This is a genomic window from Dactylosporangium cerinum, from assembly GCF_042653625.1.
GTDB classification, from domain to species: domain Bacteria; phylum Actinomycetota; class Actinomycetes; order Mycobacteriales; family Micromonosporaceae; genus Dactylosporangium; species Dactylosporangium cerinum.
Window position 1 is genome coordinate 182,561 of sequence record NZ_JBHSIU010000066.1, and the last position, 23,547, is coordinate 206,107.

Sequence of the window (23,547 nt, forward strand, 5' to 3'; positions counted from 1 at the left end):
GTGGACGGCGCCGGCCGGCGGTCAGTTGGTGAAGGAGAAGTGGTCGATGGAGATGCTGCTGTTGCCGCCGTACCAGAAGCCCATGGCGAGTTGGCCGGGGCTGGTGCGGCTGATGCCGTTGGCGACGAGCGGGATCTTGATGTCCTGGTAGGCGGTGGTGATGGCGGGATGCCCGCCGCCGTCCAGGGTGTAGTCGCCGAACACCTTGGTGGTGCCGCCGAGGCTCAGGTTGAAGTGCGACTGCTCGCCGCCGGCGTTGCCCTTGATCCGCACGACGAGGTAGGTGTACGCGGACACGTCGGTGTTGACGTCGCTGCCGAACCAGCCGCAGTTGTTGTACTGCAGGGTCAGCGCCCCACCGGAGACGACGCCGCTGCCGCCGCCATTGGTGAAGCAGTTGCCGCCGGTCCACTTGGCCAGGTCGTTCTTCGCCGCCGACGGGTAGGCGGGGTTGCCGTCGAAGTCGTCCAGGCCGATCCCGCCGCCTCCGCCGCCGCTCGCGTTGGTGGTGACGGTCAGCGGGCTGGACGCGACCGAGGTGTTGCCGGCTGCGTCATAGGCCTGCACGGTGTACGTGTAAGCGGTCGAAGCGGTGAGCCCGCTGTCGGTGTAGGAGGTGCTGGTGGTGGTGCCGACCTGGGTGCCGCCGCGCAGGACGCGGTAGCCGGTGACGCCGACGTTGTCCGTGGACGCGGTCCAGGTCAGCGAGACGCTGCTGGACGTCTTCGCCGGTGAGGCGAGCCCGCCCGGGGTGGACGGTGCGGTGGTGTCGCCGCCGGTCGTGCCGACGCCGATGCCGCCGAGGCCGAGCCATCCGTCGGCGTTCTGGGTGGTGTTGCCGAACCGCAGCTTCTTCGCGGCCGGGCTGACCGCCTCGAGGGGGTTCTTGACCCGCATGACCAGCTGGTAGGAGCCGGTCGCCACGCCGGTGAGGCTGACGGCGGACTGGAAGTACTGCGGGTAGCCGAAGTCGCGGTAGGTGGGGTCGGCGCCGACGCCCCAGTCGGGGAAGGCGCGGATCTTCAGCGGCTGGACGGTGCGCAGGTCCCAGGGGGTGTCCCAGGTCTTCACGACCGTGCCGGCGGAGTTCTTGAGCCCGAGCGTGACCGTCCACGGGTAGTAGAACGGGGCCACGCCGTTGTTGGCGAGCGTGACGCCGACGGTGGCGGTGCTGCCGGAGACGGTGTTCTGGTAATACGCGTGGGTGGCGGTGAGGTCGTAGCCCATGAGGCGCACGGCGGCGGCCACGTTGGCGTCGGTGGGGGAGTAGCTCTGGCTGGTCTGGTTGATCTTCCAGGTGGTGTGCTCGAGCTCGATGCAGGCCTTCATGTTGTCGACCTGGCCGGAGCCGCCGGGCCAGGCGCTGAACGCGGAGCTCTGGATCTCGGGGCGGACCTCACCGCCCATCGAGCTGGTGATCCACTTGTTCTCCACGCCCATGTTGAGCGCACGCTGCAGCTGCGCGTAGTCGGCGCCGCCCATGGACTGCGGCAGGGTCACGCCGGCGAGGGGCGAGCCTTCGCGGTAGCAGAACGAGTCGTCGTGGTAGCCGATGTCGCGGGTGTTGGCGGCGCCGCCGGCTGAGTCGGGGTAGCGCACCTCCAGCTTGGTCTGGTTGAACGCGGTGTCGAACGCCTGGATGATCTGCGCGCCGTGGGCGTCGGTCGGCATCAGGTTCGGGTAGCCGTCGGCGGTGTCGGTGTCGAAGGGCCAGGTGTGCCACTCGCCCCACAGGCCGACGAGGCCGAGGTTGATGAACCCGATGCGCGGGTCGCCGTCGTAGCGGGCGCCGAACGCGGCGATGAAGTTGGACACCGCGCTGAGCAGGTAGGGGCTGTCGTAGTCCGGGGAGACCGTGCCCCAGAAGGTGTTGTTGCGATACGTGACGTGCCCGTCGAAGCAGTGCGGAATGGCGTTTCCGGGGTGGCTGCCGGTGCCGCCGGGGTACTCCATGTAGAGGCGGATGGCGGCCTGGTTGCCGTAGGAGGCGATCTCGTTGAGCGCGTTGTCGACGATCGACCAGTCGTAGGTGCCGCAGTTCGTGGCGCTGGTCATGACCTCGGAGAGCCCGAAGTAGCTCCACGCGAGGGAGCGCGGATAGCCGGAGTTCTGGTTGTCGCCGGGGAAGTAGAAGCGGGCGAAGCCCTTGAGCGGGTTGTCCAGGGGGCTCGGGGCGGCGGTAAGCGGGTGGTCGGTGAGCGACGGGCTGGGCGTCGCCGGTGCTGCCGGGCGGGCTGGCGGGCCCGCGGGTGCCGCGGCGCTGGGTGTCGCCACGGCGAGCACGGCCGTGGCGGCGGCGGTGCAGAGTGCGGCGGCGAGCGCGGAGCGACGCCGCCACAGGGCGGTACGCATGGATTGAACCTCCGGGATGTGAGTTCGTGATACGAGGAGGTGTTGACAAACTTTCTCTGAGCTTCATCATTATTAACGGCCGTCCACCCCCCGCCGCAAGACAGAAGACTCGACGACTTTCGATGAATGAAACGAGGCCGGATCGTGACGATGCGTAACTCCCTGGCGGTGACCGCCCCGCCGGCATCGGGCCCGCCCGCCGGCCCCGCCCCCGGGGGCGCGCGCCGTCACCGCGACGACCGCCGGGTCGCCTGGCTGTTCCTGGCGCCGGTGCTGGTCGGTTTCGCCGTGTTCTACCTGTACCCGACCGTCCGCGGCGTCTGGTACTCCCTCACCGACTACAGCCTGCTCAACACCCCGTCATACGTCGGCGCCGACAACTACACGAAGCTCATCAGTGACGCACAGTTCTGGAGCTCGCTGCGCATCACCGGCTACTACGTGCTCGTCAACATCGGCACGCAGACGCTGCTCGCTCTCGGCCTGGCCGCGCTGATGCACCGGCTTACCCGCTCGGTCGTGTTGCGCGCGACGCTGCTGCTGCCGTGGCTGGTCCCCAACGTCACCGTCGGCCTGCTGTGGATGTGGCTGCTGGACGCCAACCTCGGCTTCGTCAACCACCTGGTGTCCGCGATCGGCGGGGAACCGCGCAGCTTCCTGGGCAACGCGGACCTGGCGATGCCGTCCATCGCGCTCATCAACACCTGGGCCTACACCGGCTACACGGCGCTGCTGCTCTACGCCGGCATGCTGCAGATCCCGCCGCACCTCTACGAGAGCGCGTCGCTGGACGGCGCCGGCGAACTGCGGATGTTCCGCCGGATCACGCTGCCGCTGCTGCGCCCGATCCTCGCCCTGGTGCTGGTGGTGTCGCTGATCGGCTCGTTCCAGATCTTCGACACCGTCGCCGTCACCGAGAAGGTCGTGCCGGTCGGCGCCACCCGGGTCATCTACCTCTACATCTACAAACAGGCCTTCACGTACTTCCACATGGGCTACGCGGCCGCGGTCGCCATGGCGCTCGTGCTGATCCTCGGCCTGCTGACCGCCGTGCAGATGTGGCTGCTGCGCGCCTCACGATCGGACCTCACCTGATGACCCGCCGTTTCCGGCCGGGCCGGCTGCTGGCCTGGACCCTGCTGATCGTGGTCGTCGTCGTCACGATCCTGCCGTTCTACTGGATGGTCCGCACGGCGCTCACCCCCGCCGCCGACATCTACGCCGACAGCACCGGCATCGTGCCCAAGCACCCCACAATGATCAACTTCTGGCGCGTCCTCGGCCTCGTCGACGAGCAGAAGGCCCGCGACGCCGGCGGCTCCGGCGCGAAAATCAACTTCCTCCGGTACGCCCTCAACTCGATCATCTACAGCGGGCTCATCGCGGGCGTCCAGACCTTCTGCTGCGCAATGGCCGGCTACGCCTTCGCCCGCCTGCGCTTTCCCGGCCGGGACCTGCTCTTCGGCGCCGTCGTCGCAGCGCTGATGGTGCCACCCATCTTCACCCTGCTGCCCAACTTCTCCCTCGTGCGCAGCCTCGGCTGGATCGACACGTTCGCCGGCATGGTCGCCCCGACGCTGCTGATGACCCCGTTCGCGGTGTTCTTCCTGCGGCAGTTCTTCCTCTCCGTGCCCGCCGAGGTGGAGGAGGCAGCCACCATCGACGGCGCCGGCCGCTGGGGCATCTTCTGGCGGGTCATCCTGCCGATGAGCCGCGGCCCGCTCATCACCATCGGGCTCACCACCTCCGTGTGGGCCTGGAAGGACTACCTGTGGCCGCTGCTCGTCGGCCGCGGGGAGGACAACCGGGTGCTCACCGTGGCCTTCGGCGTGTTCCTGCAGCAGTCACCCAACACCCAACCGGACTGGACCGGCCTCATGGCCGCCTCCACCCTCTCCGTCCTGCCCGTCCTGCTCCTGCTGATCTTCTTCGGCAAGCGCCTCGTCCAATCGCTGAACTTCACCGGCATCAAGTGACGACACCCCTCATTTGCGAAAGGTAACCCCCGTGAACCCACGATTCCGCACGGCGGCCGCGCTGACCGCCGCTGCGCTCGCCCTGCCTTTGGCCGCCTGCTCCTCCGAGTCCGGCGACGACGGCGGCAAGGTCACCCTCAACTACTGGCTGTGGGACGACAAGCAGCTGCCCGCCTACCAGGCGTGCGCCGACGAGTTCACCAAGGCCAACCCGAACACCACCATCAAGTTCACGCAGACCGCGTGGCAGCAGTACTGGCAGAACCTCACCACCCAGCTGGCCAGCGGCAGCGCCCCCGACGTCTGGACCGACCACGCGTCCTACTACCCGCAGTTCGTGACCAGCAACCAGATCCTGGACATCCAGCCGTTCGTCGACAAGGACAAGGTCGACCTCAACCAGTACCAGGCCGGCCTCGCCGACCTGTTCGTCAAGGACGGCAAGCGCTACGGCCTGCCGAAGGACTGGGACACGATGGCCCTGGTCTACAACACCAAGCTCGTCCCCGACGCCAGTGGCCTGGACAAGCTCACCTGGAACCCCGGCGACGGCGGCACCTTCGAGCAGGCGATCGCCAAGGCATCCGTCGACGCGCAGGGCCGCAACGGCCTGGACCCCGCCTTCGACAAGAACAACGTCAAGGTCTACGGCTTCCTGCCCGAGTGGGCCGACGGCTCGCAGGGCCAGAACGGCTGGGGTGACCTCGCCGTCGCCAACGGCTTCACCTACCTCGACAAGAACCCGTGGGGCACCAAGTACAAGTACGACGACCCCAAGCTCGCCGAGACCATCGGCTGGTTCAAGCACCTGATCGACAAGGGCTACGCGCCGAAGTTCGACAAGCAGTCGACCATCGGCCGCGACGCCACGATGGACTCCGGACAGGCCGCGTTCACCATCGTCGGCTCCTGGACCATCGGCACCTACCTCGGCACCGGTGCGAAGCAGCAGTACGCCTTCGCCCAGCTGCCCACCGGCCCGGCCGGGCGCAAGACCGCCATCAACGGCCTCTCCGACGCGATCTACGCCGGCACCAAGCACCCCGACCAGGCGTGGTCCTGGGTGAAGTTCCTCGGCTCCTCCGCCTGCCAGGACATCGTCGGTGACAAGGCCGTCGTCTTCCCGGCGGTCAAGTCCGGCACCGAAAAGGCACTCGCCGCCCACAAGGCCGCCGGCCGCAACGTGCAGGCGTTCACCGACCAGGCGACCGCGTCCGGCGGCACGTTCTTCCTGCCGATCACCGACCACGGCAACGAGGTCAGCCAGATCGTCCAGGACGCCATCCAGTCCGTCGTGGTCGGCCAGGCCGCCCCGGCCGACGCCCTCAAGAAGGCCAACGACCAGGTCAACGGCCTGTTCAAGTAACGCCTTCCCCTTTGCTCGCCTGCTTGTCCGCGCGGTGGGGCGCTGTGGTCGCGCCCCGCCGTGCAATTTCTGAAGAGGAGAACCATGGCACAGCTCGTCGAGGTCGGCGGACACCACTTCGCCCTCCAGCACTCCGCGAACGGGGCACCGCAGCCCGTCGCAGGCGGTGTCCTGCTACCCCCGGGCCGGGTGGCGATCCTGCACGGCCTCGGCGACGCGTCGTTCTACCGGCACGGACACAACTCGTGGAGCCCCTGCGGCTGGCGGCGGCTGAGCGAGACGCCGCTGCGGGTGCCGAACCCGCAGCGGCTCGTCACCGCCGACGACCCCACCTTCGACGACCCCACCCGGCACCACTCCTCGGCCGTCGCCGCCCTGCAGTCCGCTGACGGCCGGACCCTCCTGCTGGGCGCGCTCGGCCTCGACACGCCCCGGCTGGTCGCCGATCACGACACCCTCACCGGCTGGTACGCCAGCGCCGGCGCCGACTGGTTCCTCGCCCACGGCACCGAGGAGGACGTCTTCAGCGCCTACACCGAGCAGCTCCGGCTGCGGTTCGGCGGCAGCACCCGCCACGCCGGCAACGTCTGGTGCAGCTGGTACGCCTACTACGAGAACGTCACCGAGAGCCAGCTGACCAAGGACATCGCCGACCTCACCGGGCTGCCCTTCGACGTCGTGCAGATCGACGACGGCTGGGAGGAGCTCGTCGGCGACTGGCAACCCAACGCCAAGTTCCCCAGCGGGATGCGCAGCCTCGCCGAGCGCATCACCGACGCCGGCTTCACCCCCGGGCTGTGGCTCGCCCCGTTCATCGCGCTGCCACACTCCCGCATCGCCACCTCCCGACCGGAGCTGCTGCTGCGCGGCGCCGACGGGAAGCCGGTCATCGCCGGGTACAACTGGGGCGGGCCGTACTACGCGCTCGACCTGGCCCGCCCCGACGCGCTCGAACACGTCACCGACCTCATCCGCACCGTCGTGCACGACTGGGGCTTCCGCTACCTGAAGCTCGACTTCATCAACGCCGGCGCCGCCCCCGTTCCGAACGCCGACCGCTCACGCGAGGCGCTCTACCGGGAGGGGCTGCGGGTCATCCGCGAGACCGCCGGCGACGACGTGTACCTCCTCGGCTCCGGCGCCATGCTGCTGCCGTCCCTCGGCCTGCTCGACGGCATGCGCAGCGGCCCCGACGTCGCCCCGATGTGGGACAACTACGCCTCCGTCGACCCGTCCGACGCGACCGCCCGCAACGCCGTCGTCAACAGCCTGCACCGGCTCTGGCAGGCGCCCCTGGTCGAGGTCGACCCCGACGTCATCTACTTCCGCAGCAAACTCAACCTGCTCACCACCCAGCAGCTGCAGTGGCTGCGGGACCTCGCCGACATCTGCCGCTTCCGCGCCGTGTCCGATCCGCCCAGCTGGCTGACCCCCGCCGAACTCGAGGACCTCCGCGACTACCTCGACGCCACCCCGGCGGTTCGCCGCCTCGGCCGCTACCGCTTCAGCGTCGACGGCCGCGACGTCGACTTCGGCCCAGCCGTCGCCGCGGACACGGGCGGCCAGCTGTACCCGATCTCGTGACGTCATGTCTACGACCTTGCTGCCGTCCGTGCGCCACCAGCGGATCCTGGAACTGCTGGCCCAGCGCGAGTTCGTCACGATCACCGACATCCGCGAGGCGACCGGCGCGTCGCTGGCCACCACCCAGCGCGACCTGACCAGCCTGGCCCGCAGCGGCGCGCTGACCCGCCTGCACGGCGGTGCCACCCGACCACCGGCGCCACGCGGCGAGACCCGACTGCTCGCCGCGTGCCTGGCCCGCGGCCGGCACGCCCTCGACCGCCACGACCTCACGGCGGTCGAGGACGCCCTGCACCAGGCCCTCGCCGCCTGCGAACGCCTCCGCCGCACCCGTGCCGCTTCCGGAACCGCATCGGCTCGGTCCCCGTGGCGGTGACGTTGCGACTTCAGGCATCAGTTGCCTTCTTGACGAGGGCGGTGATGGTCGCCGCGGCTTCGTCGCTGAGCTCGGCGACGGCGTACGACGTGGGCCACAAGCCGCCGTCGTCGGCGAGGTTGGCCGCGGAGGTGAAGCCGAATGTCGAGTAGGGCTCCTTGTCGCCGTGCCCACTGCGGAAGAAGCACACCACCTTGCCGTTCCTGGCGTAGGCGGGCTGCCCGTACCACAGCTTCGGCGACAACTCAGGCGCCGCGCCGGTGACGATCGCGTGGACGCGTTCGGCGAGCGCGCGGTCTGACGGCTCCATCCCGGCGATCTTCGACAGCACGTCGACCTCGCCGAGCGCCGCCCGGTTGCCCCGGCCGCGGTTCGCGTCCTTCTTCACCTCCACGGCCCGTTCCTTGATCGCGGCGCGCTCATCCTCGGAGAGGCTGTCCGGGCTGGTCTTCCTGGTCGCGGTCATCGTGTCGCTCCTCCTGGCGGTTGCCGGCATGCGGTGTCGCCAACGTAACTGCGCTTCGGCAGCAATCGCTTCTTGATTCCGGACCGATGCGGCGGATGCCTCCGCCGTACCTCGGAGCGGCGTTGAGGCAGCGCACAGTCGTATGCTGCTATTGATCACGGACTGCCGGTTGCAGCCCCGGCCGTCGCTGCCCGAACAGAGGAGCTGCCGATGCCGCACGTGACGCTCCACGCGCTCGAACACGAGCTGGCCGGACGCGAACCCGTCCTCATCACGGAGCTGACCAACGCCGTCGTGTCCGTGTACGGCGACTGGGCCCGAAGTTCGGTGGATGTCAGGCTCATCGGCATCCCGGCCGGACGATGGGCCCGTGGTGGAGCGGCGGTCACCACGGCCGCACCCTCGGTCACCTTCGGCCTGCGCGAGGAGGTCTTCGCGCGTGAGGACGCCGCCGGCGTCGTCGCGAAGCTGGTCGCCGCGTTCACCGATGCCGTCACCGCCGCGTTCGGCGACGACTGCCGCGACGAGGTGCTCGTCGAACTCGTCGGCCAACCCACGTCCCGGTCCGGGCTCGGCGGCCAGGTCATCAGCGACCGGAAAGCCGGCGGCTAGCGCTCAGCACCGCTCCAGGAGGCTCGCATGTTCGAGACGGCACTGGCCATGGCGGCGGCCGAACTGCTCGACGGCGCGACCGTCATCCACGGCGACGACTTCTACCTGCAGACCACGTGGCCCCAGACCCGAGCCCATCTCCTCGTCCGGGGCCACTGAAACTCGCCCGCGCAGGCCGGAAAGAACGCCTCCTCACCCACCCGCGAGGGCGACGCCGTGGCGGCTGGTCACCGAGAGGATCGCCGCCATCGAGTCCGTGGCCGGCCGGTCTGCCGGGACCGAGTCGGCGAAGTCGGCGAAGTCGGCGAAGAACCGTCCGGCGCCGTCGCCGGAGGTGATCGCCAGGAACCTGGCGGACCCGCCGACGACCTCGAACGTGGCGGGGGTTCCGGCCGGGATGACGACGATGCCGCCGGGCTCCACGTCGTGCGGCGTGCCGTCCACCAGCGCGGTGATCCGGCCCTCGATCAGGTACAGCACGCCGCTCCACGGCGAGACGTGCGGGGGCGCCGGCGGGGCGGCGGGGGCGATCACCTCGAAGACCTCGAAGGCCCCGGCGGTGTCCTGGACGGCCGCCTTCGCGACGTGATCGCCGTCGATCATCGGGTAGTGCCGGCCGTCGCCGGGCCGGACGTGGACTGCGCTCATGGCTCCTCCTCGCGATGCGTAGGAACAGCCTCGGCCGGCGCAGCGGCACGGGCGCGGCGGCGAGCAGGTCGCCGAGCCGGGTCCAGGCGTCGGCGGCCTCGAGCAGCGCATCGCCGTCCTCGTCGGCCCAGGCCCGGGCGTGCGCGCGGGCGGCCGCGGCCCGGGGGCCGAGGCCGGCGAGGGCGTCGAGGCGGGGCAGGGCCGTGGTTGCGTCGCCGAACTGGATCGCGGTCTGCCACGCGAGCACCTCGTAGGCCGGGGCGCCCGTCTCACGGGCGAGGGCCGCCGCGGCGACGGCGTGGCCGAGTGCCTCGGTCGTCGATCTCTCGGCGGCCGCTCCCCACGCGCGCGCAAGCAGGTCGTCGGGCGCGAGGAGGCGGTACGCCGGATGCTGTCCTTCGACGATGCCGGCCAGGAGGGGTGCGGCCGCGGCCGCCTGGCCGCCCTGCGCCAAGGCCGTCGCCAGCAGGGTGCGGCAGCGGAACCGGAACTCGTGCCCCGAGTCCGCCAATCCGGCCCACGCCTCCCGCAGCGGGAGCAGCGCGTCGCGGACCCGGCCCCCGGCGAGGGCGGCATGCCCGGCGACGACCAGCCCCATCAGCCGGGCCGGTCTCGGGAGGTCGGCCGACGCGGCCTGCATCCGCCGGGCCGGGTCGTCACCCCGGTCCGGGGTACCGGCGAGGCGGTGCCCGAGCACCTGGTAGTCCGCGAGCCCGAACCCGGGGATGGCGGTCGGCACCCGATCGGCGGTGAGCCCACCCACGACCGCGGCCTCGTCGAGCAGTCCGGTGTCGCCGACGACCGCGGCCGCCGTCCGCTGAAGCGGGTAGCGGACAAGATCCGCTGCCGGGCGGGCAGCATCGCTCGTGAGCCACGATGGTTGCGTGTCGGGTGCCCGGCGGCAGTACCCTCGACAGAGAGATCATCTGGATAGGTCGCAGCTGATGGGTGTGCCGAGCCGGTGCCGGTTGTACAAGGACCTGCCTGGCCTTGTGGCGGCCTCCTACCTGCCTGGCGGCGACCTCGCCGATGCGCTTCGGGCGGCGGAGGGCTGGTCGTCCAGGGCGAAGATCTGCCTGTCGTTCCTTGCCCGGGTGCGGCTCGCCCCGCTGTATGTGCTGATCGTTATCGGCATCGATGTCATCCTGCACCACGCCGTCAGTGCGGAGGTCCGGAGCCAGATCGTCTCCGCCAACTCCACCAACGTGGTCAACCTGCAGAACCACCGGATCTGGACGTTGGTCACCAGCGCCTTCGTGCTCGACGAGCGGGCCGGCGTGGTGGCGATGATCCCGCTGCTGCTGCTCTTGTCGGTGGCCGAGGTGCTGTGGGGTTGGCGGCGACTGCTTGTGGTGTTCTTCGTGTCCAACGCCGTGACGAGCTGCCTCGTGTACGGGCTGTTGCTGACGGGCGTCCGCGGCGGCTGGTTGGGCGGCGCGATCACCATGGCCAATGATGTGGGCACGAGCTACGGCTCGCACGCGGTCGGCGGCGCGCTCGCGCTCACCCTGCCCGTGCGGGCACGGCGCTATCTGGTGCCGTTGGCAATTGTCGTCGTGGTCCTGCCGTTGCTGAACGGCGGTACCTTCACTGACGTCGGGCACCTGCTGGCCGTCCTTCTGGGCTTTCTCGCCGGTTGGCAGATGCGGCGGCGTCCGCTGGCCGGTCGCCTGCGCCGCCCGGCCCTGCTGCGCGCGGACCAGACCATGGCCTACTCGTTCGACGACGTGACGCAGGCCCGTGCGGCACTGATCACGGCGCTGCGCCAGCACCGTCCGGTGCGCCTCGACGACGCCGCGGTCGCCTGGTCCGACCGGGCGGACCGGATACACGTGCAGGAGACCCGGGACATGGACGCGATCGACGGCACCCTCGCCGGCGCTGCCTGGGGGGTGGTGCTGGGCACGTTCGTCGGCCTCCCGATGACCGGTCTGGTCATCGGCGCGGGTGCGGTCGCGGTGGTGGCGCGCTGGCACGACGCCGGCCTCAGCGACACCACTGTCGAGAGGACGATGCATGCCCTCCCAGCGGGGCGGGGCGCACTGCTGCTCCTGACCGACCCGGCCGGCCAGCCGGCACTGACCTGCGCGCTCGCCGGGACCGGTGGCACCCCGGTGCCCGAGGTCGTGCCGGAACGGGGTGCCGCTGGACCAGAATCAGGACGGGTCACCGGGTGACGGGCGGACATGACGGCCCACCGGGTCCTGTTCCCGGTCGACCGCGGCCCGCACCCGTTCGCTGTCCATGGCCACGCTGACGGCGTAGGCGAAGACCACCAGGCTGAAGGCGATCACCACGAGCAGGTCGATCCAGCCGGGCAGCCACAGGCGTGCGCCGCGCCCGTACCGGCCGAGGAACCCGATGACAGTGAGGCCGATGAGCCAGGGCCAGATCCACGACGACGCACGCCAGTCGACGGCGGGCCGTTCCCGGTCCGGGGTGTACGCCACGGTGATTGCGAAGAGGGCCAGCCCTGCACCGATGGCCAGCAGGAGTTTCCAGGTCGCCTCGAAGCCGCCCCAGTAGATCACCAGGTTCGCCGCGACGAAGGCCGCGGGTGCGGCGATCCCGGCGGCGGGTATCCGGTAGGGGCGGTGGTGCTGGGGATCACGCCGGCGCAGCGCGGTCAGTGACACCGGCGCGAACGCGTACATGATCGCGGTCGCCGACGTGACCAGTCCGACGAGCGACTGCCAGCTGGGGTACGGCAGGAAGGCCAGCTCTCCTGCGACGAACGCCAGCGCGATCGAGTACAGCGGGACGCCGCGGCGGCTGAGGTAACTCAGCGCCGGCGGCAGGGTGCCCTGCCGGGCCAGCGCGTAGGAGAGCCGGGCCGAGGTGCCCAGGTAGACCAGTCCCGTCCCGGCGGGTGAGACGAACGCGTCGGCGTACAGCAGCACGGCCAGCCAGCCGGCGCCCGCCGCGGCGGCGATGGTCGCATACGGGCCGAAGTCCCCGGCGCCCACCGGATGTGTCCAGCCGTCGGCGAGGTTGCGCGGGTCCAGGCCGCCGATGAAGACGATCTGCAGCAGGATGTACAGCACTGTTCCGATCAGCATGGCCAGGATCACGGCGCGGGACAGGTCCCGCTGCGGGTTGCGCGCCTCCCCGCCCAACTGGATCGCCTGTTCGAAGCCCTGCAGGGAGAAGACGACACCGGCGGGCAGCGCGGCGAAGATGCCGTGGGCACCGTACGGGCTGAATCCGCCGCCTGCGGTGAAGTTGGACGGCTGGAAGGTCAGCGCGGCCACGACGATGACGGTGAGCACCGGTATCGCGAGCTTCCAGAGCACGACCGTGGCGTTGCTCCTGGTGAGCCGCCGCACCCCCAGCACGTTGATCACGGTGAACAGCAACATGAGCAGGGTGGCGAAGCCCAGCCCGGCCGGTGACAGCGTGCCGTCGGCGTGCAGGAGGCCGAGGTGGCTGCGTACCCATCCGATGTTGTTGAGGTACTGTAGGCTTGCCTCCACCTCGATCGGCGCGATCGTCACGGCCTGCAGCCAGGCGGCCCAGCCCGCGGTGAGCCCGGCGAGTGCGCCGAACGCGAACCCGGGGAACCGTGCGGTGCCGCCGGCGACCGGGTAGGCGGTGCCGAGCTCCGCGTGGACCAGGGCGAGCAGCGCGAGCATCCCACCGGCCAGCAGCCAGGAGATCACCGAGGCGGGCCCGGCGGCCTGCGCCGCGGACAGCGCGCCGAGCAGCCAGCCGGAGCCGATGATCGATCCCAGTGACACGAAGGTCAGGCCCCACAGCCCCACTTCGCGCCGCAGGAAGCCGGAACCTGCGGGCATCCGGCCGGCCGTGCCGCCCGCATCCTGCACGGCACACCTCACCAGGTCGGTGGCGGGCCGTGACAGCGCGTCAACAGACGGGGTACACCGGCCCGTTCCGGCCCAGATACCGCGGTTCCGCCCACCCGAAACCCTGGCCTGACCGGAACTTCTACGGTGATCGCCCGATCCACCGGCGGGCGGCCGCGACCGCGCGTCCGGCCCGCGCCCGGCGCCATACCGGCAGCAGGGCACAGGCGCCGACCGTGACGAGCGCCGCGATGAGATGCTCGACGTCGAAGAGCCGGCGGTGGGTCACCACCGCAACGCCCAGCGTCGCGAGGACCCCGGCGACGGCGAGCAGCCGTGCCCTGCCGGGCAGGCTCCAGGCCACCGCGGCGGCCAGCGCCCAACTGCCGGCCGAGGAGCCGGCGTCGCGTTCGGTGATGAGCCGCGCCGCGCCGGTGGACCCGGTGGCCGCCGCCAGCCGGAGGGTGAGCAGGACCGACAGCGTCGCGACGGCGTCCGCGGCGAAGAAGATCAGCACGGTACGGCGGGAGCCGAGGCGCCACTCGGCCAGCGGCAGGAACGCGAGCAGCAACCACACCACCGACCAGACCCAGCCCGGTTCCGTCTGGATGAGCGGTGACGACACCAGGCGCCACACCAGGCCGTTCTGCAGATCGCGCCAGGCGAGACCGAAGTGGCGGATCAGTTGCCCGTGGGTGTCCGGGTCGAGCGCGGTCGCCGTCATGACCCACGCTTGGAGCAGGAGGAACGCCGTGGTCACCGGCATGCGCCGCAGCAGCCGTCTCAGCCGGCCGATCGGCGAGCGCGGGTCGGGCAGCTCCCCGGCGCGCACGAGTGCTGCGGCGCTGACGAGCAGCCGCGCGTCGGAGCGGTAGGCGAGGTACCGCGGCTCCCACCGGGGATGCCACTTGGCCTTGAACGCGCGCAGGCCGGCGAAGTTGAACGCCGCGCCGGCGTGCGTATAGATCAGCTGGAGGACCCGGTCGGGCAGCGACAGGCCGGAACCCGCGCCGGACAGCGGCGCCAGTCCCAGGTTCATGCCGGCGTACCCGCCCGCCCGGAACCGCTCGATGAGCGCCACGAACAGCTGCTCGACGACCCCGTTGACCGCATCGGGCCGGCGACGCATCAAGTCGAAGGTGGCGTCCCGCGACCGGTATGTGGGCACGATGTTCGCGAACGCCTGGATGCGCCCGCCGGCGTCGAGCACCGCCACGATCGGGGTCGTCCTGAGGTACCCACGGTCGAACCGCCCGAGCGTGAAGGTCCGTTCGCGGTGACCGCCGGAGGCCAGCCAGGCGTCGGACACCTCGCGCAGTTCGGCCAGGGTCGCGTCATCGATCGGGTGCGGCAGGTCGACCACGTGGTACCCGGCACGTTCGCAGCGCCGCACCGACGACCGGATCCCCTTGTACTCCGGGCGTTGCAGGTCGAACGCCGCCAGGTCGACGATCGCCTCCTCGCCGATCTTCAGGGTCTTCCACCCCGTGCCGGCCAGCACGGGCAGACCCTCGCCGGTCACCTGATGGAACACCGGGTTCCAGCCGTTGAGGGCGCACAGCTGGGCAAAGTCGCGGGCCGCCGACAGCACCGAGTCGCCGTGGCCGATCGGCTCGCCCAGCGCCACCGCCGTGGTGCCGACCACCTTGTAGCCGACGAACGCACGGCCGTCGGCGGTGATCACCCACGCCTTGTCGTCGAGCAGGTGGAAGTGGGCGAGCGCGGTGGCGGCGTAGCGGTCCAGCAGCTGCCGCACCCGGCGGCGCTCCCGGTCATGGCCGGGCCGGCCGATCACCGTCGCGACCAGCCAGATGAGCCCCAGCACCGCCACGCTCAGCGTCGCCGTCCGCGCCGACTCCATGAACCACCGCCCGTGCCCGGTGACCGGTTCGACGCTCACCGGCAGGAGGAACAGCAGCCGCAGCGCGTCGACGACCGCCGACCCGACCGTCTCGCGGTCACGGAAGTCGGGGTCCAGCCGGGACAGGCCGAGCACCGCGTACGCGAACACCGCGATCTCGCCGACCACCAGGACCGCCAGCCCACGGCGCAGGAGCGCGGGATCCGACCGGGCGACGAAGGCCTCCCGGCAGATCAGCAACAGCAGCAGCAGGCCGGCGGTGGCCACCAGCCGTGGCCACTGCCCCGGCCCGGCATGGTGGCCGGGAAGCGACACCGCCGCGGCGAGCAGCGCGACCCACCACGCCGCCCGCTTGCCGCGCAGCAGCGCCCAGACCACCAGCAGCAGGCAGACCCCGGAGGCCAGCAGGACGTAGTGCGCACCGAACAGCGCGGCGACCGGGTACGGCACGGGGCGGTGCGGCACGGCTGCGGGGGACACCACCACGGCCGCTGCTGCCAGGTCGATGAGCGCGAGCAGCAGCGCGGCGGCGGCGCACCCGCGGCGCGCCCACCGGCCGGCGGGGCCCAACGCGTCGTTCACCCGAACGCCTCATCCGCAGCGGGTCCCGACCCGCCCGGCCGGTCCGCAGGTCCCGCCCGGCGCCGGGGCAGCCACCACACCGCCACCGCGCCGACGGCGAGGGGGAGCCAGAACTCCCACAGCCGGAACACGACGGCCGCCGCGGCGGCGACCCCGACCGGTACACCGAACGAGACCATCACGGCCGCCGAGCCGACCTCGACGAAGCCGAGCCCGCCGGGCAGGAACCCGACGATGCCGAACACCGCGGAGATCGCGTACGCGACCAGCGCCACGAGCGGCCGATTGCCGCCGCCGACCGCGGCCAGCGCCGTCCACAGCATCGCCACCCCGAGTGCGTCGACGCCGAGGGCGAACCCGAACGGCGGCAGCCCGGTCAACGGCCGGGCGCGCAACACCGTCACCGCGTCGTAGACCTCGTTCGCCTTCGAAGGGTCGTACCCCGTGGCCGGACGCCGCAGCAGCCGGTCACGCCAGCGGGCGGGGACGCCCCACATCCGGACGAACGCCTCCCGGCTGCGGATCACCGCCAGCAGCAGACCGGCCCGCGCGACCAGGAACGCCAGGAAGACCGTCACGGCGGCGACCTCCGGCCGGGTGAGTCGCGCCGACGCCCACACCACCGAAGTCCCGGCCACCAGCGTCACGAAGAACGCCCCCTCCGCCAATACGGCGGCGAGCACGTACGCACTGCCGACCCGGCCGGGCGACAGCCGCCGATGGTGCCCGTCGTCCAGGAACAGCGCGAGCCCGGCCAGCCCGCCGGACTTCACCATCAGGTTGGCCGCGACGGCACCCACCACCACCGGAACCAGCCGCCGGAACTCCCGGTAGCCGCCCACCCGGGTGATCCGGCGGCACGACAGGTACAGCAGGGCCCACGCCGACCACCAGACGGTCAGCGTCAGCAATCCGCCTGCCAGCCACCTCGGGTCGGCGCCACGGAGAGCCCGGACCGCGGTCGGCAGTTCCGCCCGGTTGACCCAGACGACAAGGAGCAGGGCGATGACCGTCGCCCCGGCCACCGCCGTACGAGCCCACCGGCGCCGCACCGGCCTCCCCTTCCCCCGCACCGACGAGCACGGTCAGGGTCGACGCGGTCGCGCCTGGCACCCACCGTCCGGGACCAGGAGCCCACCGCCCGCGCCCGCCGCCCGCGCCCGCCGCCCGCCGAACAGGACGCTGCCGGACCCGGACGCCAGACGGCATCGCCGGCCACGGCGATCGTGCGGACCGATCCTCAGCGGGTGGCTGGGCGAAGGCAGCATTCCTCGAGCGCTCGCGCCCCGCACGGCAGTCTCCTCACTGCCCGGCGGCAGCCGCCGCAAACCCACCATGGCTGGTGACGGCACGGCTGCAGCGATCGAATCTCCGTGGTCGCCGTCAACCCGCACCCGGCCGACCTGAGGCGGCGGATCAGCACGCCCATGGGATCGCGCCGCGTTTCGGCGACGGTTGGTTTGTGCAGGTGGTGACGGGTGTATTTCGTCGGACGGCTCCGGCAAAATCCTATCTAACCAATAAGATTTACAGGATTCGAACACGGCGTTCGCCCAAAGCCGTGTCCCATCGTTCATCGTGGATGGCATGCGTAGATCCCTGGCCGCCCTGGCCACCGCCGCGCTCGCCGCCACGGCCGGCCTCGTCGCCTCCGCCGGCGCGTCGCCGGCCGTGGCTGCCGCCGCCCCGCCGAACATCGTGTTCGTCCTCGTCGACGACCTGGCGTGGAACCTGGTCCAGCACATGCCGAACGTGCAGCGCCTGCAGACCGACGGCACGACGTTCACCAACTACACCGTCACCGACTCGCTGTGCTGCCCGTCCCGCTCGTCGATCTTCACCGGGAAGTTCCCGCACGACACGGGGGTCTTCACCAACGGTGGTTCCGACGGCGGCTTCGCGGTGTTCCGCAACCGCGGCAACGAGTCGAAGACGTTCGCCACCGCGCTGCAGGCGCAGGGGTACTCCACCGCGTTCATGGGCAAGTACCTCAACGGGTACCTGCCCAAGGATCTCTACACCCCGCCGGGCTGGACCACCGCCGAGATCGACAAAATCAACACCGACTACCGCAAGCGCGCCCAGGCCGTCCAGGCCGTCGACCGCATGATCGCCGGCCTGCGCCAGCAGCTCACCGCCTCCGGGGTCGCCAACAACACCTACGTCGTGTTCAGCTCCGACAACGGCTTCCACATGGGCGACCACCGCCTGGTCGAAGGCAAGCAGACGGCGTACGACCATGACGTGGTGGTGCCGCTGGTGGTCGCCGGCCCGAACGTGCCCAGCGGCATCAGCCGCCCGCAGATCGTGCAGAACATCGACCTGGCCCCCACCTTCCAGCGCCTCGGCGGGGCCCCGGTCGCCGGCGACGTCAACGGCCGGTCCCTGGTCACGCTGCTCACCGGCGGGCAGACCGCCCCGTGGCGCACCGGCTCACTCATCGAGCACCACGGCCCGGGCGTCAGCGCCGACGACCCCGACGTCCAGGACGCCCGCAACGGCATGCCGACCACCTACGAAGCCCTGCGCACGGCGACCTACACCTACATCGAGTACGACAACGGCGAGCACGAGTACTACGACCGCACCGCGGACCCGTACCAGCTGAACAACACCTACGCCGGGCTCTCCGCGTCCCGCAAGGCGACCCTGCACTCGGACCTGGACGCGCTGGTGAAACTGCCACACGAACGCGTCCTGCTGGACCGCCGGCCACGTCAGCTGATCCAACGCCCCTGGGCACCGGCCGGGAGCGGACCGCCGCCCCCGGCCGGCTCGGTCACGTCCAAGAATTTCCCCGTCCCCCCGATCGACCACGCTAGCGTCGGGTGGTGTCCGAGTTGCAGCGCCTGCGGGCCGACCATGGCGCGGCGGTCCTGGCCTTCGAACTGGCGAACCGCGCCTACTTCGCTGCCTCGATCTCCGATCGGGGCGACGCCTACTTCGAGCAGTTCGCCGAGCGGCACCGCGCGATGCTGGCGCAGCAGGAGGCCGGCACCGACGCGTACTACGTGCTCGTCGCCGAGGACGGCTCGATCCTGGGCCGGTTCAACCTGTTCCTCGTCGGGGACGCCACGGCGAACGTCGGGTACCGGGTCGCGCAGCACGTCGCCGGCCGCGGCGTGGCGACGGCGACCGTCCGGGAGCTGTGCCGGCTGGCGGCGGTGGACCACGGGCTGCGCACGCTCAGGGCGGCCGCCTCCCACGACAATGCCGCCTCGCGGAAGGTGCTGTCCAAGGCCGGCTTCGTCCCGGTCGGCCCGGCCGCCCCGGCCGACCTCGGCGGAAAGCCGGGCACCTGGTACCAGCTCGCTCTGCGCCCGCACTCCGGGCGGCGAGCGGGCGGAACTACTGCGGGCGGATGACCGTGACGCCGGGCCAGCGGGTGTGTGGCTGGTGGCGCTCCAGTCTGGACAGGGAGCGTTCGACGGTGATCCGCTGGGGATTGCGCCGCCAGATACCGGCCAGGAGGTCGTCGAGACCGAGTGGGGCGTTGATCTCGACGGTGTCGGCCGGGCTGAGGCGCACCGCGACGGTGGTGGCCGTCTCGGGCCACGTCGCCAACGCCTCGTCGACCGATGTCAACGGTTCGACCGGGCCACCACCGAACTCGGCGGGGTACCAGAGGTGCACCGCCGCCTGATTGCTCGCCTCCCACGGCACGTCGGGCAACCGCCGCCGGAGGCGTTCGGTGACCCGGGCGTCGTTGTCGCGGCTCAGGTCGTGCGGATCGAAGAAGGCGACGTCCACGTCACGGACCCGTTCGGGCGCGAAGCCTGACCCGTACCGCGTTCCCCACACGAGGTCCCGCAGCGCGCCGGCCCCGACCCAGGCATCGGGAAGCTGTTCGTCGCGCACCGCGGCCAGGACCCGCAGCAGCCACCCACTCGACCGGACCAGGTCGATCAGGGCTGCTGCGGGGTCGGTTGGGCCCGGGAGCGGCTCGAGAGGTGTGACCATGGCGGCCAGTATGCCGTGACCATGTCGCGCGCGACCGCCCGGCGGCGCAGCCCGTCAGACCTCGTTGCGGCCACCTGGCGGAGCCGCGGTGAGGTTGCCGGCGAGCCCGCGGCTGCGCAGTCGCTCCTCGATGCTGCGGTTGGCGTTGCTGAGCGCGATGCGGCAGCCGATCCGCTGGGCTACCCGGCAGGCGGTGAGGTTGACGCCGGTTGGGTGTCAAGTTAGATCGGCGGGCCGCCGTGGCCGGGCAGGCCGCGGTCGGCCGGGACCGTTTCCTCGCCCGGCACGGCGGCGATACCGTGGCCGCTGGTCTGCCCGGCCAGGCGCCGGTGGTAGTCCGCGACCACGTCCAGCGGTGCGCGGGCGGCGCGCAGCAGGTCGGCCCCGGCCCGCTCGACGACGTCGGCCTCGTGCGTCTCGAAGGCCCGCACGCCGTCGAGCACCGCGGCCTTCACGTCGCGCAGCAGAGCAGTGTCGGCGTGGGCGTAGGTGCGGCACAGCACGGTGACCCGCCGGTGGTCCTCGCCGCTGCGCAGCAGCTCGCGCACCGCCGGGAGGCTGTGGCGGACCAGGGTGGCGTTGGCGTCGCCGGAAAGGGCGGCCAGGGCGGCGTCGTACGCGCGGACGTCCTGCCGTGGGTCACAGAATCCGGCCGTCTGCCGCCACAGTGTCCGCAGGTCCTCCTGCAGCAGCCCGTCGAGGTAGCTGACGAGGAACCGCCGGTGCGCCTCGAGGACATACTGGGCCTTGTACGGGGTCAGCTCCGCCGGGTCCTCGCCGGCCGTCGCGGTGGCAGCGGTGAAGCCGTAGTCGGCGCGTAGCGCGTTCTCCATGCCGACGACGAGGTACACGAAACGCACCCAGGACCGGAACAGCTCCTCCAGGGGCATCGAGCGCAGCCCCTCCTCGGTGAGCACGACGCCCCAGCGGGCTCCGAAGCGCAGCCGGCGCAGGTGGCCGAGGTGATACATCGCCAGTTGTGCATCGATCTCGGCATGCGTGTGGTGCAGCACCTTGCGGTAGGCGGCGGTGGCGTCGAGGCCGGTGTGGTTACGGATGATGTGCGGGCCGCCGACGTGCAGGTGCAGGAACTCGCCGACGTCGAACACGGCGCCGCCGATGGCCATCCAGTACCCCGTCTCCGGGGTGTTGCGGCGCGCGAGGTCCGACACGTCGAACCGCGGCCCCTGCTGGGCGTGGCCGAGGTAGGTCGTGAAGACGTCCTCGCCGAGCCGTCCCTCGGCGACGAGGCGGCGCAGGAACTCCCTCCCGTCGCCGGGCGCGATCTCGGCCAGCGCCCGCACAACGGCGGCGGCGAAGTACGCGCTGCCGCAGATGTAGACGTGCGCGCCCGCGCCACCGTCCTCCACCGGGCGCAGCAGCTCCTGCAGCGCCTCGGCGTCGGCCCGCACGGCGTCGTCGACCCGGTGCCGTGAACCGTCCCTGGTGACGTGGCGCTGCCCGTCGAAGCCGGCGGCGGTGTCGGCCCGGGAGAACGCGACGTGCAGCCGCAGCCGCCCGGCCGCGGCTGCCGCGTCGAGGCCGTCGCGCTCGACGAACTCCGCCGGGGTCCGCAGGCCCCAGTAGAGCCGATCGGCCGCGGTGGACCCGGCGGCTTCGGCGCGGGCGGCGACGAACGCGAGGAACGGGGCGACGCCGGATCCGGCCGCGAACATGATGACGGGCCGCGCAGGGTCGACCGGCAGCCGGAACCGGGGCGTGGGCACGATCCGCAGCGACAGCCTCGCCCGGCCCTCCATGCCGGCCCGGCGCAGGAAGTGCGACGCGGCTCCGCGCCGGCCCCGCGGATACGACCACGGGGTGCGGGCCGAGGTGTACTCCAGCCCGGCGACGACCAGCTGCAGCGTGGTGACCGGCCCGCCCGGCGGCGCCGCGGACGCGATGGAGTACAGCCGGAACGGCTCGGGCGGGATCACCGCGCAGAACGCCTCGGGCTCACCTGGATCGGCCTTCCACAGCCGGGTGACGTCCCACCCGCCCGCGTGCAGCAGGTTGAGCACGTCCCACAGCTCCCACTGCTCCTCCATACGGGCGTCCACGATCCGCCCCCAGGAGCCGACAGCGCTCAGCCGGGCGAGCCGCTTGGCCACGTCCCGGCCGATCGGGCGGAGCCGGGCGAAACGCAGCAGCGTACGCAGCGGCAACACGTCGACGTCGCCGTCGTAGCCGGCCCGGCAGGCCACCGCCGCCTGCCACGCCGGGGTCAACCGGACCAGCTCGTCGCCGCCGGCCTGCAGCGCGGCGACCGTGCGGGTCACCAGGTCGTCGTCGTGCTCGGCGAGGATGCCGACCCGGTCGCCCGGCTGGTGCTGCACGCCCTGGCCGGTCACGTCGAGCTCCAGGTAGCAGGTCCACGCGCCGCCGTCGGCGGTGACGACCCGGCCGCGGCGAGCGGTGCCGAACACCACCGGCGGTCCGACCGGTGGGCGCCGCTCGTCGCGGACCACCGCCAGCTCGACGTCGACCCGGTCCCACGTGCGGTCCTTGAACAGTCCCGTGAACCGGGCACCGGTCGTGACCTGGCGGCCGACCTTGAACGCCACCTCGAGGAAGCCGTACGCCTTGACCCGGTGCAGCCCCATCCAGCCCCGGTCGCCGGCGTACGCGTCCAGGACCGCGTTGTAGACGCCGCGCAGCGCCTGGTTGCGGGTCCGTTCGACGTACTGGCGCACCGACACCTCACGCAGCGCCGCCACCAGCTCCCGCCAGTGCCGCGGGAAGAAACCGGCGAGGTACACGCTCTGCTGGCCGACCATCGAGCCGAAGTCACGCCGTTCCAGGAACGCGTCGATGGCATGGAAGTGCGGCTGCGCGGTGCCGCTGGGGCTCGGGGCGCCGTCGAAGATCGGTACGCCCGCGGTGCCGACGGTCTTGGCCCACAGCACCTGGTCAAGTGGGTGGCGGCCGCGCGGGTTGGGGTCGATCTGCGGGTAGACGGCCTCGGTGACGTGGCGCAGGCTGCCGAGGATGACCAGCAGCGCACGCTCCAATCGGGCCGGGTCCTCGGCGACCACGGCCTCCTGCGCGTCGAGCATCGCCCCGAGCACCGGGGTCAGCCCCATCGCGAACTCGGTGGTGACCAGGTAGAAAACCCGTTCGGCGGCGTTGTCCCAGGTCGGAACGAGCAGCTCGAGGTTGTCCAGGACCCGCGGCCCCGACGGGTCCCGCAGCCGCCAGTTGTAGAAGAACAGGTCGATGTAGGACACGGCCGGCTGCGCCTTGCCCAGCCGCCGCGACACCGTGGTCCACGGCCGCAGCAACGACTCCGGCAGGGCCGTCGGCGGGTCGACCGCCATGTACTGATACGCGTGCGCGTAGACCCCGAGCAGCGTCGAAGCGCGCAGCAGGTACCTGTCCGGCAGCGCCTCGGGACGCGCGTCGAGCACCGGCAACGCGTCGAACGCCCGGCGCAGCGCCAGCCGGCGGAACAGCTCCGGCAGCCGGCCGGTCATGTCGTCCCAGGCCCGGTGCGACTCCGGGAACGCGGTGAGCGGCGGCTCGACGGGCAGGAACCCGTGCGCCAGCGACAGGAAGCCGTCCAACTCGTGTCCCACCCGCCGGTTGTGCGCCTCGGCGTTGTCGACGACCGTCCTGGCCGGGATCGTGGGCGGGCCGACCGGCTGTAGCGAGGTCCGTTCGCCCGGGTCGATGAACGCGGTCGCGTCGGGGTCGACGAAGAGCCAGCGGATGTCGTACCGCCCGATCCGCAACACGTCACCGGGGCCCAACGTCCGGCGGGTCACCCGCTCCTCGCCCGCGAACGTGCCGTTGGTGCTGCCCAGGTCGGTCACGAGCAGCGCGTCGCCGGCCGCGTCCAGCCGGGCGTGGCGCCTCGACACGTCCCGGTCGTCGAGCACCACCGAGGCAACCTTGCCGTCGCGGCCGAGGGTGACCGGCAGCGCGCACAACCGCTCGGTGCGCTCCCCGGTGTGCCGGTCGA

Annotated in this window: 17 protein-coding genes and 1 pseudogene; 10 read left to right on the forward strand and 8 right to left on the reverse strand. The window is 71.5% G+C overall.

Annotation, left to right across the window (positions count from 1 at the left end):
- Window positions 1-21: 21 nt before the first annotated feature.
- On the reverse strand, window positions 22-2,352 hold the full coding sequence (locus ACFPIJ_RS43225) for a fibronectin type III domain-containing protein (protein WP_380124699.1): 2,331 nt from the start codon (window positions 2,350-2,352) through the stop codon (window positions 22-24).
- A 150-nt stretch (window positions 2,353-2,502) separates the two neighbouring features.
- Here ACFPIJ_RS43225 and ACFPIJ_RS43230 point away from each other — a divergent pair, with 150 nt between their 5' ends.
- The 5 genes from ACFPIJ_RS43230 (at window position 2,503) to ACFPIJ_RS43250 (ending at window position 7,654) form a co-directional block, all read left to right on the forward strand.
- A complete protein-coding gene (locus tag ACFPIJ_RS43230; protein WP_380125411.1) occupies window positions 2,503-3,447 on the forward strand; it encodes a carbohydrate ABC transporter permease in 945 nt (314 codons plus the stop codon).
- Window positions 3,447-4,328 (forward strand): carbohydrate ABC transporter permease, encoded by an 882-nt coding sequence (locus tag ACFPIJ_RS43235; protein ID WP_380124701.1) that lies wholly within the window; start codon window positions 3,447-3,449, stop codon window positions 4,326-4,328. Before ACFPIJ_RS43230 ends, ACFPIJ_RS43235 begins: the two co-directional genes overlap by 1 nt.
- Window positions 4,329-4,359: 31 nt before the next feature.
- On the forward strand, window positions 4,360-5,694 hold the full coding sequence (locus tag ACFPIJ_RS43240) for an ABC transporter substrate-binding protein (protein WP_380124703.1): 1,335 nt from the start codon (window positions 4,360-4,362) through the stop codon (window positions 5,692-5,694).
- An 84-nt stretch (window positions 5,695-5,778) separates the two neighbouring features.
- Window positions 5,779-7,278 carry a glycoside hydrolase family 36 protein gene (locus ACFPIJ_RS43245; RefSeq protein ID WP_380124705.1) on the forward strand — a complete coding sequence of 500 codons (1,500 nt, stop codon included), beginning with the start codon at window positions 5,779-5,781 and terminating at the stop codon, window positions 7,276-7,278.
- 4 nt (window positions 7,279-7,282) lie between these two features.
- On the forward strand, window positions 7,283-7,654 hold the full coding sequence (locus ACFPIJ_RS43250; protein WP_380124707.1) for a DeoR family transcriptional regulator: 372 nt from the start codon (window positions 7,283-7,285) through the stop codon (window positions 7,652-7,654).
- 10 nt (window positions 7,655-7,664) lie between these two features.
- On the opposite strand, the gene ACFPIJ_RS43255 is transcribed toward ACFPIJ_RS43250, so the two are convergent.
- A complete protein-coding gene (locus tag ACFPIJ_RS43255; protein ID WP_380124709.1) occupies window positions 7,665-8,150 on the reverse strand; it encodes a DUF1801 domain-containing protein in 486 nt (161 codons plus the stop codon).
- A 180-nt stretch (window positions 8,151-8,330) separates the two neighbouring features.
- Between ACFPIJ_RS43255 and ACFPIJ_RS43260 the strand changes: the two genes are divergently transcribed.
- Complete coding sequence (locus ACFPIJ_RS43260) at window positions 8,331-8,732, forward strand: hypothetical protein (RefSeq protein WP_380124711.1); 402 nt, start codon at window positions 8,331-8,333, stop codon at window positions 8,730-8,732.
- A gap of 27 nt (window positions 8,733-8,759) precedes the next feature.
- The gene (locus tag ACFPIJ_RS43265) at window positions 8,760-8,891 is read left to right on the forward strand and encodes a hypothetical protein (RefSeq protein ID WP_380124712.1); all 132 of its coding nucleotides are present in this window, start codon (window positions 8,760-8,762) and stop codon (window positions 8,889-8,891) included.
- Between the two features lie 33 nt (window positions 8,892-8,924).
- Here ACFPIJ_RS43265 and ACFPIJ_RS43270 read toward each other — a convergent pair whose 3' ends face one another.
- Entirely contained in the window at window positions 8,925-9,380 is a 456-nt protein-coding gene (locus ACFPIJ_RS43270; RefSeq protein WP_380124714.1) for a cupin domain-containing protein, read from the reverse strand.
- 944 nt (window positions 9,381-10,324) lie between these two features.
- On the opposite strand from ACFPIJ_RS43270, the gene ACFPIJ_RS43275 reads away from it, so the two are divergent.
- The gene (locus ACFPIJ_RS43275) at window positions 10,325-11,557 is read left to right on the forward strand and encodes a rhomboid-like protein (protein WP_380124716.1); all 1,233 of its coding nucleotides are present in this window, start codon (window positions 10,325-10,327) and stop codon (window positions 11,555-11,557) included.
- On the opposite strand, the gene ACFPIJ_RS43280 is transcribed toward ACFPIJ_RS43275, so the two are convergent.
- From ACFPIJ_RS43280 to ACFPIJ_RS43290, 3 genes are all read right to left on the reverse strand, one after another.
- Window positions 11,537-13,174, reverse strand: coding sequence for an APC family permease (locus ACFPIJ_RS43280; RefSeq protein ID WP_380124718.1), 1,638 nt, complete (start codon window positions 13,172-13,174; stop codon window positions 11,537-11,539). The genes ACFPIJ_RS43275 and ACFPIJ_RS43280 overlap by 21 nt on opposite strands.
- Window positions 13,175-13,325: 151 nt before the next feature.
- The gene (locus tag ACFPIJ_RS43285; protein WP_380124719.1) at window positions 13,326-15,626 is read right to left on the reverse strand and encodes a bifunctional lysylphosphatidylglycerol flippase/synthetase MprF; all 2,301 of its coding nucleotides are present in this window, start codon (window positions 15,624-15,626) and stop codon (window positions 13,326-13,328) included.
- Window positions 15,623-16,678, reverse strand: a complete 1,056-nt coding sequence (locus tag ACFPIJ_RS43290; RefSeq protein ID WP_380124721.1) for a lysylphosphatidylglycerol synthase transmembrane domain-containing protein — start codon at window positions 16,676-16,678, stop codon at window positions 15,623-15,625. The genes ACFPIJ_RS43285 and ACFPIJ_RS43290 overlap by 4 nt, the downstream gene beginning before the upstream one ends.
- 691 nt (window positions 16,679-17,369) lie before the next feature.
- Here ACFPIJ_RS43290 and ACFPIJ_RS43295 point away from each other — a divergent pair.
- Together ACFPIJ_RS43295 and ACFPIJ_RS43300 are read left to right on the forward strand one after the other, a co-directional pair.
- A pseudogene (locus tag ACFPIJ_RS43295) lies at window positions 17,370-18,200 on the forward strand (sulfatase-like hydrolase/transferase); the annotation flags it as partial.
- Window positions 18,201-18,457: 257 nt separating this feature from the next.
- A complete protein-coding gene (locus tag ACFPIJ_RS43300) occupies window positions 18,458-18,991 on the forward strand; it encodes a GNAT family N-acetyltransferase (protein ID WP_380124723.1) in 534 nt (177 codons plus the stop codon).
- Here the strand turns inward: ACFPIJ_RS43300 and ACFPIJ_RS43305 are convergent.
- Entirely contained in the window at window positions 18,975-19,586 is a 612-nt protein-coding gene (locus ACFPIJ_RS43305) for a nucleotidyltransferase family protein (RefSeq protein WP_380124725.1), read from the reverse strand. The genes ACFPIJ_RS43300 and ACFPIJ_RS43305 overlap by 17 nt on opposite strands.
- Window positions 19,587-19,807: 221 nt before the next feature.
- The gene (locus ACFPIJ_RS43310) at window positions 19,808-23,515 is read right to left on the reverse strand and encodes an FHA domain-containing protein (protein ID WP_380124727.1); all 3,708 of its coding nucleotides are present in this window, start codon (window positions 23,513-23,515) and stop codon (window positions 19,808-19,810) included.
- Between the last annotated feature and the right edge of the window lie 32 nt (window positions 23,516-23,547).